Genomic DNA, 13,510 nt, shown 5'->3' with positions numbered 1-13,510 from the left:
TACGGGCGCCGCAACGGCGGCGCCACAAGTGAATTAAAAACCTACTTCCATTCGAAGATCTTCCATGACGGGATCAGCATATCCGGCTGGTCCGAGCGGATGAAGTTGGCATCCGTTCCGTCGGCGCGCACCAGAAAGTACGGCGGCGCGCCCTTCGGCGTGACCTTGATCGCATACAGGAAACCGTTCTGACGGTACTCCTGAATAGTCTTGTCGCCCTCCGTGCGGATGGTGACCTCGGGGTCGCCGCCCGGCGCATCATCCGCCGCGATCGCGGCCAGTGGTGAGACAGCGATCAACCCGACCAGCAGCAAGCGATTTAACGTACGCATGATAACCTTGTCCCTTTGTCGTCAACGGTCCCGCTATTCTAGCGCCGGACCCGCCGAAAAGGTTGATCCTGCTCATGAGCCAAGCCCCCCTCGTCCTGGTGGACGGTTCGTCTTACCTGTACCGCGCCTTTCATGCACTGCCACCACTGACCACGTCCAAAGGCCTGCCGACCGGTGCGGTCAAAGGCGTGCTGAACATGCTCAAGAGTCTGCGCAAGCAGTACCCGGACAGCCCCTTCGCCGTGGTGTTCGACGCCAAGGGCGGAACATTTCGTGACGAGATGTACGCCGAATACAAGGCCAACCGGCCGAGCATGCCCGATGACATGCGCGTGCAGATCGAGCCGCTGCACCAGAGCGTGATCGCCCTCGGCTTCCCGCTGCTGTGCGTCGACGGCGTCGAGGCCGACGACGTGATCGGCACCCTCGCCCGCAGCAGTGCGGCAGCAGATCGCCCGGTGATCATTTCCACCGGTGACAAGGACATGGCGCAACTGGTCGACGGCCACATTACCTTGGTCAACACCATGTCCGGTAGCTCGATGGATGTGGAGGGCGTGAAGGAGAAATTCGGCGTCGCACCGGAGCAGATCATCGATTATCTGGCGCTGATGGGCGATTCCTCCGACAACATTCCGGGCGTGCCGGGGATCGGCCCGAAGACGGCGTCCGGCCTGTTGGTCGGCGTCAACGGCGGTCTGACCGAGCTGTACGCCAACCTCGACATCGTGCCGACCCTGCCGATCCGTGGCGCAAAAACCCTGCCGGCCAAGCTCGAAGAGCACAAGGAAATGGCTTTCCTGTCCTATCAACTGGCGACTATCAAGGTCGACGTGCCGCTGGATATCGGCCTCGATGATCTGCAGATGGGCCAGGAAGATCCGGCCAAACTCTACGAGCTGTACACCCTGCTGGAATTCAAGAGCTGGCTCAATGATCTGGATCGCGATGCCAAGCGTCTGGAACTGAGCGCGGCGGCCGAACCTGCGCTCGCCCATGATCTGTTCAGCGCCCCGCAAGCCGAGGCACCTGCTGCCCCTGCCGAAGCCGCCTACGAAACCATCCTCGATCAGGCTCGCTTCGACGTCTGGCTGGAAAAACTGCGCAACGCCAAGCTGATCGCCTTCGACACCGAAACCACCGGCATCGACGCGCAGCGAGCGCAACTGGTCGGTCTGTCGTTCGCCGTACAGGCCAACGAAGCTGCGTACATCCCGCTGACCCACTCCTACATCGGCGTGCCGGAGCAGCTGGATCGCGACACCGTGCTGCGCGCACTCAAGCCGATTCTGGAAGACCCGAGCAAACTCAAGGTTGGCCAGCACGCCAAGTTCGACATGAACATTCTGGCCAACTGCGCCATTGGCGGCGATCAGAGTGAAGGCATCAGCGTGCGCGGCATCGCCTTCGACACCATGCTCGAGTCCTACGTACTCAATTCCACCGCGACCCGTCACGACATGGACAGCCTCGCCCAGAAGTACCTTGACCACACCACGGTGAGCTTCCAGGACATCGCCGGCAAAGGTGCCAAGCAACTGACCTTCGACCAGATCGCTCTGGAACAGGCCGGGCCGTATGCCGCCGAAGACGCCGACATCACTCTGCGCCTGCACCAGATCCTGTTCGACAAGCTCAGCGCGATTCCGAGCCTGGCCAGCGTCTTGACCGACATCGAAATCCCACTGGTACCGGTATTGGCGCGCATCGAACGCCAGGGCGCGTTCGTCGATGCCGAACTGCTCGGCATTCAGAGCATTGAGCTGGGCAACAAAATGGTCGCGCTGGAGCGTGAAGCCTTCGAAATTGCCGGGGAGGAATTCAACCTCGGCTCGCCGAAGCAGCTGGGCGTGATTCTCTATGAAAAGCTCGGCCTGCCGGTGCTGAAGAAAACCGCCAAGGGCCAGCCGTCCACCGCTGAAGAAGTGCTGGCGAAACTCGCCGAAGACGATCACCGCTTGCCGAAGGTGCTGATGGAGCACCGTTCGATGAGCAAGCTGAAAAGCACCTACACCGATCGCCTGCCCGAACAGATCAACCCGCGCACAGGGCGCATCCACACCTCGTATCACCAGGCTGTGGCTTCGACCGGACGCCTGTCCTCCAGTGATCCGAACCTGCAGAACATCCCGGTACGCACTGCCGAAGGCCGGCGCATTCGTCAGGCGTTCGTCGCGCCGAAGGGTTACAAACTGCTGGCGGCGGACTACTCGCAAATCGAGTTGCGGATCATGGCGCACCTGTCCCGCGACGAAGGCCTGATGAACGCCTTTCGCAACAATCTCGACGTGCACACTGCAACCGCTGCCGAAGTATTCAAGGTCGAGCTTGATCAAGTGACCTCGGACCAGCGCCGCAGCGCCAAGGCGATCAACTTCGGTCTGATCTACGGCATGGGCGCGCAGAAGCTCGGCAAGGACATCGGCGTCGACACCAAGACCGCCAAGGCTTACATCGACACCTACTTCGCCCGTTATCCAGGCGTTCGCGAATACATGGAGCGCACTCGTGCGCAGGCGGCGGATCAGGGTTACGTCGAAACTTTCTTCGGTCGTCGCCTGTACTTGCCGGAGATCAACTCGAACAAGCCGCAGGAACGCGCCGCTGCAGAACGCACAGCGATCAACGCGCCGATGCAGGGCACGGCAGCGGATATCATCAAGAAAGCCATGGTCGCAGTGGACAACTGGCTGGCGACGTCGGGGCTGGATGCCCGGGTCATCCTGCAGGTGCACGATGAACTGGTGCTGGAGGTTCGCGAGGATCTGGTCGAGCAGGTCAGTGCCGAAATTCGTACGCACATGAGCGAAGCGGCGAAACTGGATGTGCCGCTGCTGGTGGAAGTTGGCGTGGGCAACAACTGGGATGAGGCGCACTGAGTTTGTAAAGGTGCCGCGACGCGACGTCGCGGCAAGTCCCGTAAACCGGCTTAGAACGATAAATGCTTGAGGCTATTCCAAAGCTTTTTGAAAAAAATCTGAACTAATCTGTCGACCGAACACTCAGAGGTACTGAATGGCTGGTGAAGCCCTTCGATGCTCCTATGTTGTGTTAAGTGTTGGCAGATATCTGAACCCCGCCCTAGCGGTTCGGAACTTGAACCCCGGAACTTCTCCCTCCCCAATGAAGTCCGGGGCTTTTTTTGCCCCAAAACTGGCTGTGATGCCGTCATGCTGCGTTAAAAGCACCGCTAAAAATGCTCATTTAGGTACCCTAAACTCCGCTTTTTAGCGGTGCTTTCGCCTTGCCTGACAGCACCACAGTCAGTTTTGAAATTGTCTTACTCGGCTGCCGCCTCGGTGTTTTTGTCTGCCAGTTCCATCCAGTCGGCCAATACGGTGTAGGCCTCTTCCAGGCCCATGCGTTTTGGTGCGGAGAACAGTTGGATGGTGATCGAGTCGCCCCAGCCTTTGCGGATTTCCGACTGTACTTTCAGCAGGGTGTTCTTGGCTGCGCCGTAGGTGAGTTTGTCGGCTTTGGTCAGCAGGATGTGCATCGGCATGCCAGCGGCGACGGCCCAGTCGAGCATCAGCAGGTCGAAGTCGGTCATCGGATGGCGGATGTCCATCATCAGAATCAGACCTTTCAAACTCTCCCGACCACCGAGGTAAGCCTCAAGGTGGCGCTGCCAGTGTTGCTTGAGCGGGATCGGTACTTTTGCATAACCGTAGCCCGGCAGGTCGACCAGACGGCGATCATCGTCTAGCTTGAAGAAGTTCAACAGCTGTGTGCGACCCGGAGTTTTCGAGGTGCGCGCCAGGCTGGCGTGGGTCAGGGTGTTCAGCGCGCTGGATTTGCCGGCGTTGGAACGACCGGCAAACGCCACTTCGAAGCCTTCGTCGTCAGGGCATTGATCGACTTTGGCGGCACTGAGCATGAATGTGGACTGTTGGCACAGGCCGAGGATGGGATTCTTGAGTTGCATGGGATTTCCGATGTGGGCGGCGCCGGGATTGGGCGCGGAACGCGGTGTCGCTTCCGTTTCAGTGGCGCCAGTATATAATGCCGCAGATTTTGTGTGTGCTTTGTCCCAGCGAAGGATGAAGCTCACGAGAGCGACAGACTTTGATTGCGCATTAGAACGCAGAACGCTCTCAACCCTGAAAAGGTCGTTTTATGACGAAATGGCTGCTGGCTGCCGGAGTCTTGATGCCGCTTTACAGCGCACAGGCTACACAGGATCCGGAAGCCGTGTACAACCGTGTTTGTGGTGCCTGTCATTCCGGCCAACTACCCATGGCGCCCGCAAGAGGCGATCAGGAAGCTTGGACGCCGAGGTTGGCGAAAGGTATGGGGACGCTGGTGCAACACGTGACCCAGGGTTTCAAGGCGATGCCGCCGCGTGGTTTGTGCATGGACTGCAGTGCCGAGGATTACCAGGCCATCATCCTGTGGATGAGCGAGAGTAAGCCCGGTCCATAACTTAACCCTTAGCCGTAGTTGGATTAGCTGATGAACAAATTGATCGTGAGTCTGCTGTTGACCGTGGGAATTTCAGGTATCGCCCATGCTGCCGGCGATGCCGCAGCAGGCCAGGCCAAAGCTGCCGTTTGCGGGGCCTGCCATGGCCCGGACGGCAACAGCATGGCGCCAAACTTTCCGAAACTGGCAGGTCAGGGTGAACGCTACCTCGACAAGCAATTGCACGACATCAAGTCGGGCAAGCGCGTGGTGCTGGAAATGACCGGGCTGCTGACCAACCTGAATGATCAGGATCTGGCCGACATCGCTGCGTACTTCGCCAGTCAGAAAGGCAGTGTCGGCGCCGCCGATCCGAAGATCGTCGCTCGCGGTGAAGCGCTGTTCCGTGGCGGCAACCTGGAAAAAGGCCTGCCAGCCTGCACCGGTTGCCATTCGCCGAACGGTGCCGGCAATGCCGCCGCAGGCTTCCCGCACCTGGGTGGCCAGCACGCTCAATACATCGCCAAGCAACTGACCGATTTCCGCAAGGAAGACGGCGGTCGCGCCAACGACGGCGACGCGATGACCATGCGCACCATCGCGCGCAAGCTGAGCGACGAAGACATCGCTGCGGTTTCCAGCTACATCCAGGGCCTGCACTGAGGCCCTGAATCGAGGGCTGAACGAGGCGCGCAGCGCCGGCCACGTTAACGCTCGATTAATCCTTCGCAGCAAGTATAAAAAGGGTGGCTTTGGCCGCCCTTTTTTGTGGCCGCTGCCGTTACACTACAGCACTCATGCCCGCCAGGATCTGTGTCGCAACAGGTCGAGCGAGGCGACCCAAATTGTTCAGGAGTAAAGCATGCGTAATCTGATCATCAGCGCCGCCCTCGTCGCTGCCAGCCTGTTCGGCGTCACCGCCCAGGCCGCTGAAGCCCCTGCCGCCCCTTATGTCGAACTGGCCAATCCGGTGCCGGTTGCAAAGCCTGGCAAAATCGAAGTGGTCGAGCTGTTCTGGTACGGCTGCCCGCATTGCTACGCTTTTGAGCCAGTGATCAATCCATGGGTTGAAAAACTGCCGTCCGACGTCAACTTCGTGCGCATTCCCGCCATGTTCGGCGGCCCATGGGACGCTCACGGCCAGATGTTCCTGACCCTCGAAGCCATGGGTGTCGAGCACCAGGTACACAACGCCGTGTTCAACGCGATCCAGAAAGAACACAAGAAGCTCACCGACAAGAACGACATGGCTGACTTCCTCGCCACTCAAGGCGTGGACAAGGACAAGTTCCTCGCCACTTTCGACTCGTTCGCTATCAAAGGCCAGATCGTCAAGGCCCGTGAGCTGGCGAAGAAGTACGAAATTACTGGCGTGCCAACCATGATCGTCAATGGTAAATACCGCTTCGACATCGGCTCTGCCGGTGGTGCCGAGCAAGCATTGAAGCTGGCTGACGATCTGGTCGCCAAAGAGCGAGCGGCGAACAAGGCTGCTGCCAACTAAGCGCGGCATTCGCCATGCGCCGCTGGAAGTCCGAACGCATCGTTGGCCTGCATGATCCGCAGGTCAACGAGCATCACCTGGCGTCTACGGGCCTGCCCGCAGACCAGCGTCTGCGCTTGCTCAGTTTCAACATTCAGGTCGGCATCAGCACCGAGCGCTATCGGCATTACCTGACCCGCAGCTGGCAGCATCTGCTGCCGCACACCGGGCGTTCCGGCAATCTGCAGAAGATCGGTGACCTGCTCGGCGACTTCGATCTGGTCGCGCTGCAGGAAGCCGATGGCGGCAGCCTGCGTTCGGGCTACGTCAATCAGGTCGAACATCTGGCCCATCTCGGCGCCTTTCCCTACTGGTATCAACAACTCAATCGCAACCTCGGTCGACTGGCCCAGCACAGCAATGGCGTGCTCAGTCGCCTGAAGCCGTGGGCGATCGAGGATCATCCGCTGCCCGGCCCGAAAGGTCGCGGCGCGATCCTGCTGCGTTTCGGCGAAGGTCCGGAAGCGCTGGTGGTGGTAATGATGCACCTGGCCCTCGGCGCGCGGACCCGCAGCCTGCAACTGGCCTACATTCGTGATTTGATCAGCGGTTACAAGCATCAGGTGCTGATGGGCGACATGAATACCCATGCCAGCGACCTGCTCGAACACTCGCCATTACGCGATCTCGGCCTGCTGGCCCCGCAGGTGGAAGCGACCTTCCCCAGCTGGCGCCCACAGCGTTGCCTTGATCATATTCTGCTCAGCCCGACCCTGACCCTGGAAAAGGTCGAGGTACTGGCCCAGCCCATTTCCGATCACCTGCCGGTCGCGGTGGAAATTCGTCTGCCGGGTTCGCTCACGGCCGACGCATTGCCCGCGTTGAGCCCTGCCCCTCGCGGAACCTGTGAATGAGCGACGACGCCCAGCGCTGGAAAGAGAAGTACCTCAAGAGCATCGAACAGCAGGACAAGCTCGAACGCCGCTGGGCCGCGCGACTGGACCTGCTGCGGCGCGGTCTGGTGCGCAGCACGCTGGCGGCCGAAGGCACCGACAAGGTCGTCGATCAGTGCATGAAAGAAATGCGCGAAGTCGTGCGCACCGATGACATGGACGCCGGCCTCGCGGCCCTGCTGCCGCGTCTGGAAAAAGCCGTGCTCGACTCCGAGCAGCGCCGTGAGACCCGCATTGATCAGGTCAGCACCGCGCTGACCGCGCTGGTCACCCAGTTGCAGGCTTTGCCGCTGCCGCGCGAAGTCGCGCAACCGCTGAAGAAATTCGCCAAACAACTGGACAGCCGCGTCGGTCAGGCGCGGGAAATGCCACTGCTGCTGAGCGAACTCAGTGGCTTGCAGGGCAAGGCCTTGAGTCAGTTGGAAACGCCTGCCGAGCCGGGTCGGCCGGGGTTGTTGCAGCGTTTGTTTGGTAGTCGCGACGGTGAAGAAGCCGTTGCACCGGCGGCCGACATACCAGCAACACCAGTGCCGCAGCCGGTCGAAGCTCAGCAGCCTGAACCGGAGCCTGCGCAAACGGCATCGGTGGCCAACGCTGAGCCAGCGATCGCAGCGCCGGAGACCATCATCGAAACGCCCGCCCAGACGCCGCCTGATGAGCCGCAAGTCGTTGCGTTCGCTGCGCCTGTGGTCGCCGTTGAAGCCGAGCTAGCGCAAGTTGAACCCGTCGCTGACACCGAGATGACCGTCGCTGCGCCAGCAACCGAGGCGTTCAACCCCGACGAACTGATCCACCCCGGCGATCCCTCGCCGCTGATCCTCGATAGCCTGCCCCTGCCCGAACCGATTGCTCAAGCCTTGGCCGCCATCGACCCGGAGCAGTCGGAGCACGACATCCTCTTCGCTCTGCCGGATTCCCCGGAGCCGTCCTACAGCTCCGTGGCCAGACATATCGAAGACACGCTGATCGGCCTGCTCGACGACCTGACCCTGCCCGAGCGCCACCGGCCGCAAGCCGAAGCCATGCGCGAACGGCTCAAACACGGGTTGAACTGGTACGAACTGCTGCCGATCCTCGACGATCTTGCAACTTTGATGCTGGCGATTACCGATAGCGGTCAGCACGAATTCGAAGCCTATCTGCAACAGCTCAACGAACGCCTTGAAGCGTTCCAGAGCAACCTGCAAGCGGCCAGCGAAGGGCATGCCGACAACAGCTCGGCGGCGCGGGCCATGGACACGCAGATTCGCCAGCAGGTCGACGGCTTGCAGAGCAGCGTCCAGCAAGCAGCCGACCTCGATGACCTCAAGCATGTGCTGGAGAATCATCTGGAAGGCCTGCTGGGAACGATGGACCAGCACCAGAAACAGCGCGACGCCCGAGAGCAGGAAGTCGCCGCCAGGTTGAAGAGCCTGTCGGAGCGGGTGGCGCATATGGAGCAGGAAGCCATGGGCTTCCGCGAACACCTTGAGGAACAGCGGCAGAAAGCCCTGATCGATCCGTTGACCGGCCTGCCCAACCGCGCGGCGTGGAGTGAACGCCTGGAGCATGAAATCCAGCAATGGCAGCAGCACGGCAACACCCTCAGCCTGGCCATGCTCGACCTCGATCATTTCAAGCGCATCAACGACAGCTACGGCCATCTGGCCGGCGACAAAGTGCTGAAGATCATCGCCACGGTGTTGCGCAAACGCCTGCGCGGCTCGGATTTCATCGCCCGTTTCGGCGGTGAAGAGTTCGTGCTGTTGCTGCCGGCGACGCCACCAGCGGTTGGCGCGAAACTGCTGGAAACCCTGCGCGCGGCGATCGAAGCCTGCCCGTTTCATTTCAAAGGCGAGCGAGTGACCATTACGATTTCCATGGGATTGGCATCGTTCAGGGTCGGAGAACACAGCGATCTTGTGTTGAAAAGAGCCGATCAGGCGCTGTATAGGGCAAAAAACGCCGGGCGCAACCGAGTGGAGCTCGGCTAAGGCAATTGTTCCATTTTGTTTAAATCCGCCCGCTGGCGGACTCTGAGCAAATCCGTACGTTACACTGTTGCATTATCGTTTTCAGCGTATCGTCCCCTGCCATGAAATTCCTTGCCCTTGTTGCCTCGCTGCTCGTCCTCGCTGGTTGCGCCAGCGGCCCGCGTTACGACACCAGCCACCCTTCGGCCAATTACGACAGCCGCATCCAGTTTGTCGTGGTGCATTACACCTCGGCGTCGCTGGAGCGTTCGCTGCAATTGCTGACCCATGGCGACGTCAGCAGCCATTACCTGATCGGCGATGACAACAACGCCACAATCTACAAGCTGATGGACGAAAACCAACGGGCCTGGCACGCCGGCGAGAGTCAATGGCAAGGCCGCACCTGGTTGAACTCCAGCTCCATCGGCATCGAAATCGTCAATCCCGGCTACAAGGACACCCCGACCGGGCGCCTGTGGTATCCGTACAGCGAAGCGCAGATCCAGTCGCTTATTACGCTGCTCAAGGACATCAGCAAGCGCAACGGCATCAGCCCGCGGCACATCATCGGTCACAGCGACATCGCGCCGCTGCGCAAGCTTGATCCGGGGCCACTGTTTCCGTGGAAACGTCTCGCCGCCGAAGGCCTTGGCCTGTGGCCGAACGAACAAGCGGTGGCGCGTCAGCAGGCGGTTTTCAACACCAATCCGCTGCCGGAGATCGGCTGGTTCCAGGCGCAACTTGCGCGCCTGGGTTACGACACGCCGCAGACCGGCGAGCTGGACGTCGCCACGCGCCACGTCCTCGCCGCGTTCCAGATGCATTACCGCCCTGCCCGCTTCGATGGCACGCCGGATGCACAAACCGCGGCACTTCTCCTGATCCTCAATCAGACAAAATAATGACGCCCGCCCGACGGTCAGGGCGAAATCGCAATCAGCAGCTATAACTCATGGTAATTCTTCGGAAAATCCTTGATGGCTGCGACCCGAGAGACGCTGCGTAGCTGGTTTTATCGCCCTGCTTTTTTGGCGATGATCGCGGCTGTCCTCAGCGCCAGTCTGTTGATCGCCGGCGGTATGTTCGCGGCGATACGGCAGATGGAAATGCGCGAGAGCCAGGAAATGAACGCCCAGGGCGAGCGTTTCCTCGCTCGCCTCGAACAATTGTTCGGCCAGTTGCGCGAAAGTCTCGACGATCTTGAAGCCCAGCCCTTGCGTGGCTGCGACGAAGAAATGATCGCGACCCTGCAGCAAGTCACCTTCAACTACCGCTTCGTCTATGAAGCGGCATATATGGACGCTTCGCGATTCTGCTCCAACCGTCCGCGCCAGGAAGGTCTGTCGTTGGTGCGCGCGCCGGACATTCAGGGCCCGACCTACAGCTATTGGCTGAATACCACCACCGAACCCGATGAAAACCGCGCGGCACTGATGCTCGGTCGCGGTAACTTTCGTGTCGCTACCTCGCGCGGACATTTGACCGACATGGTCGATCTGTCGCCCGGCAGCAGCCTGCTGGTGGTACTCGATCACGGCACTCGCGCGATTCCGGTGCTCGGCACCGCACAGACCTGGCCACCGACCGAACCCTGGCCACCGAAGAGCCGTGATGCGCTGCAAGTCACACAAACGCGGCTGATCTATCGCATGCCCACCGACAACCCGGAATATCAATTGGTGCTGATCACGCCGCGCACGGGCATGCACGTTCCGGCTGTGTGGTGGTGGCTGTTGCCGGTGTGCCTGATCGCCGGCGCCGTTGTCGGCTTTCTGACCTTGCTGCTGGTGCGTCAGCGCCAGTCGCTGGATGCCGAGCTGCACGGGGCGATCCGCCGGGGTGAGTTGCAGGTGCTGTATCAGCCGATCTTCGATCTCGACAGCCGCAACTGCGTCGGCGCCGAAGCGCTGCTGCGCTGGCGGCGCCCGGACGGCACCCTGACCAGCCCCGACCTGTTCATTCCCATGGCGGAGAACACCGGGCAGATCCGGCAGATGACCGACTTCGTGTTGCAGCGTCTGCTCGAACAACTGGGCCAGTTACTGCGCGCCAATCCGCAGCTGTATATCTCGGTGAACCTCGCGGCCTGCGATGTCATGGTGCCGCGCATCGGCCAGGTCATGGCGCGGCTGCTGGCGCTGCACCGTGTCGCCGCGCGGCAGATAGCCTTCGAAGTGACCGAACGCGGTCTGATCGATGTAGTGGTGGCGCGGGAAAACCTGCAAGCCTTGCGTGACGTTGGCCATCAGGTGCTGATCGATGATTTCGGCACCGGCTATTGCAGCCTTGCCTATCTGCAGACCTTGCCGGTGGACTGCCTGAAGATCGACAAGGCGTTCATCGATGCGCTGGGCCATGACGCGGCGAGCAGCGGCGTCGCTCCGCACATCATTCACATGGCGCAGGCGCTGGATCTGAAAGTGATTGCCGAAGGCATCGAGCTGGAATCCCAGGCAGCGCTGCTCAGCAGTGAGGGGGTCAAGTTCGGTCAGGGCTGGCTGTTCGCCCACGCCTTGAGCGCCGTGCAATTCATCGAACTGATCACCCGAGGTCGACGCCTGGCCGGGCGGCGTATGGACGACGAGGCTTAAACGGCCAGCGCCATGTAGAACTGGGTGCCCTGCCCAGGCCGCGAGTAGACGCCCATGCGCCCGCCGTGCAACTGGACGATTTCCTTGCACAGCGCCAGGCCGAGCCCGGCGCCGCCCTTCTTGCGCCCGACCTGCACGAACGGCTCGAAAATCCGCCCCTGCTGGCCGTAGGCAATGCCTTCGCCATTGTCTTCGACGCTGATGATCACCCGCTCGCCATGGCGGCGCGCCTGCAGACGGATCTGGCCGTCGCGGGCGGTGTGGCGCAAGGCGTTGTCGATCAGGTTGTCGAGGACTCGATCGAGTTGCGCCTGATCAGCCTGCAACCTCGGCAGCGGGCCTTGAATCTCGACGTTCAGCGCAACACCTTTGGCCGCAGCCACGTCGGCAAAGCGCAGTTGCGCCTGCTCCAGCAGGTCCTCAATGGAACATGGCGCCAGGGTGAGTTTCTGTAGACCGTTCTGGTAGCGCGAGAAATTCAGCAAGTCGTTGATCAATTGCATCAGCCGCTGCATTTCTTCGTTGACCGTATCCAGCAGGTCAGCTTCGCGCGATTCCGCCGGGAACTTGGCCCGCTCGCGAAACAGCCCGAAAGCCATGTGCATGCCGGTGACCGGCGTGCGCAGCTCATGGGAAGCGCGCAAGACAAACTCACTGCGCACGCGCTCGAACGCGCGTTGCTCGGTGACGTCGTGCAGCACCATCACCGCACCGAGAATATGTCCTTGGGTATGACTGACCGGCGTCAGGCTGTAAGTCAGCAGGCGCGATTCGCCATCGACTTCGATGCTCAGATCTTCCGGCGCCCGCTCCAGCGTGCCGCCGCGCAGGACCAATTGCAGTTGCGCATCCAGTTCCGGGCGGCCGAGCGCGGTGCCCAAGCCTTGGCCCAGTCGATCGTCTTCCCAGCCCAACTGGCGCTGAGCAACAGGGTTGAGGTGCTCGAGCTGGCCCTGGCGATCAATCATCAACAAACCGTCGTCGATACTATCGAGCACCGCTTGCAAGCGCTGCTGGCCGGCCAACAGTTCGTCGACATTCATCGCCTGGTGTTCGCGCAACGCCTCGGCCATCAGGCCGAAGCGCCGCGACAGCAGGTTGACTTCCATGGCCGTGGAAATCGGCAGAGTCACGTCATAGTTGCCCTGGCCGATGTTGTCGGCAGCCTTGGCCAGCGCTTCGATCGGTGCGCCGAAGCGCCGAGCAATGCCCTGCGCCGTGACAAAACCGATGATCAGCACTGCCAGCCCGACCAGGCCAAGCAGCCCGGCTATCAGCAGGGCGCGTTCGCGAGCGGCGTGCTGCACCTCATTGATACTGTCCAGCGCGTGCTTGTGCTCAGCAATCAACCCATTACGCAGGATATTGAAGCGCTCGCGGAAATCCGCGCTGGTGCTGGCGTTCTTTGCCGCTTCGGCGGTGACGTCGAATGAGGCGAGGAAGTTCAGGTAATCGGCCTTGGCCTGGCGGAAACCGTAAGGCTGGCCATCGCCCTCCTGCTGCTGGGCGATGCCTTGGTCGAGCAACTCGAAGTAGTGCTGCTTGGACGCTTCGAACGCGACGGGGTCGGGCTTCTCGGCGAGCATGATGATCAATTGATCACCGAGGGTCTGGCGCAGCTTGAGGCCCAGATCCAGAGTGACAAAGTTGCTGCGCACCAGCGCTTCCTGCGACCCGGCCATCTGCATCACGCTGACCAGCCCGAGCAAGAGCCCGAGCAAGGCCACGGTGATCAACGCAGAAATGCTCAGGAACAGGCGCGTGCGCAGCTTGATCGCCAGTTTCATCGCGCAGT

At 61.0% G+C, this 13,510-nt stretch carries 11 protein-coding genes; 8 read left to right on the top strand and 3 right to left on the bottom strand.

The window, feature by feature from the left end:
- Positions 1–41: 41 nt before the first annotated feature.
- Positions 42–332: a DUF2782 domain-containing protein gene (locus tag ASG55_RS24600; RefSeq protein WP_041476480.1), complete on the bottom strand. Its 291-nt coding sequence runs from the start codon at positions 330–332 to the stop codon at positions 42–44.
- 74 nt (positions 333–406) lie between these two features.
- Between ASG55_RS24600 and polA the strand changes: the two genes are divergently transcribed.
- Complete coding sequence (gene polA / locus ASG55_RS24595) at positions 407–3,211, top strand: DNA polymerase I (RefSeq protein WP_056791224.1); 2,805 nt, start codon at positions 407–409, stop codon at positions 3,209–3,211.
- Between the two features lie 401 nt (positions 3,212–3,612).
- On the opposite strand, the gene yihA is transcribed toward polA, so the two are convergent.
- Positions 3,613–4,257 (bottom strand): ribosome biogenesis GTP-binding protein YihA/YsxC, encoded by a 645-nt coding sequence (gene yihA, locus ASG55_RS24590; protein ID WP_056791221.1) that lies wholly within the window; start codon positions 4,255–4,257, stop codon positions 3,613–3,615.
- Between the two features lie 191 nt (positions 4,258–4,448).
- On the opposite strand from yihA, the gene ASG55_RS24585 reads away from it, so the two are divergent.
- The 7 genes from ASG55_RS24585 (at position 4,449) to ASG55_RS24555 (ending at position 11,715) form a co-directional block, all read left to right on the top strand.
- A complete protein-coding gene (locus tag ASG55_RS24585) occupies positions 4,449–4,754 on the top strand; it encodes a c-type cytochrome (protein ID WP_016772347.1) in 306 nt (101 codons plus the stop codon).
- A 30-nt stretch (positions 4,755–4,784) separates the two neighbouring features.
- Positions 4,785–5,396, top strand: a complete 612-nt coding sequence (locus ASG55_RS24580) for a c-type cytochrome (protein WP_056791217.1) — start codon at positions 4,785–4,787, stop codon at positions 5,394–5,396.
- Between the two features lie 199 nt (positions 5,397–5,595).
- Positions 5,596–6,237 carry a thiol:disulfide interchange protein DsbA/DsbL gene (locus ASG55_RS24575; RefSeq protein ID WP_016772349.1) on the top strand — a complete coding sequence of 214 codons (642 nt, stop codon included), beginning with the start codon at positions 5,596–5,598 and terminating at the stop codon, positions 6,235–6,237.
- Positions 6,238–6,251: 14 nt separating this feature from the next.
- Positions 6,252–7,130, top strand: coding sequence for an endonuclease/exonuclease/phosphatase family protein (locus tag ASG55_RS24570; RefSeq protein WP_024014985.1), 879 nt, complete (start codon positions 6,252–6,254; stop codon positions 7,128–7,130).
- Positions 7,127–9,142, top strand: a complete 2,016-nt coding sequence (locus ASG55_RS24565) for a GGDEF domain-containing protein (protein WP_056791211.1) — start codon at positions 7,127–7,129, stop codon at positions 9,140–9,142. The genes ASG55_RS24570 and ASG55_RS24565 overlap by 4 nt, the downstream gene beginning before the upstream one ends.
- 101 nt (positions 9,143–9,243) lie before the next feature.
- The gene (locus ASG55_RS24560; RefSeq protein ID WP_056791208.1) at positions 9,244–10,026 is read left to right on the top strand and encodes an N-acetylmuramoyl-L-alanine amidase; all 783 of its coding nucleotides are present in this window, start codon (positions 9,244–9,246) and stop codon (positions 10,024–10,026) included.
- A 75-nt stretch (positions 10,027–10,101) separates the two neighbouring features.
- Entirely contained in the window at positions 10,102–11,715 is a 1,614-nt protein-coding gene (locus ASG55_RS24555; protein WP_041476486.1) for an EAL domain-containing protein, read from the top strand.
- Here ASG55_RS24555 and ASG55_RS24550 read toward each other — a convergent pair.
- Positions 11,712–13,502 (bottom strand): ATP-binding protein, encoded by a 1,791-nt coding sequence (locus tag ASG55_RS24550; RefSeq protein WP_056791205.1) that lies wholly within the window; start codon positions 13,500–13,502, stop codon positions 11,712–11,714. The genes ASG55_RS24555 and ASG55_RS24550 overlap by 4 nt on opposite strands.
- Positions 13,503–13,510 lie beyond the last annotated feature (8 nt).

It is taken from the genome of Pseudomonas sp. Leaf434 (assembly GCF_001425545.1).
Classification (GTDB): domain Bacteria; phylum Pseudomonadota; class Gammaproteobacteria; order Pseudomonadales; family Pseudomonadaceae; genus Aquipseudomonas; species Aquipseudomonas siliginis.
Note: the sequence above shows the minus strand (reverse complement) of the source record. Positions and strands in the feature narration are given on the sequence as shown.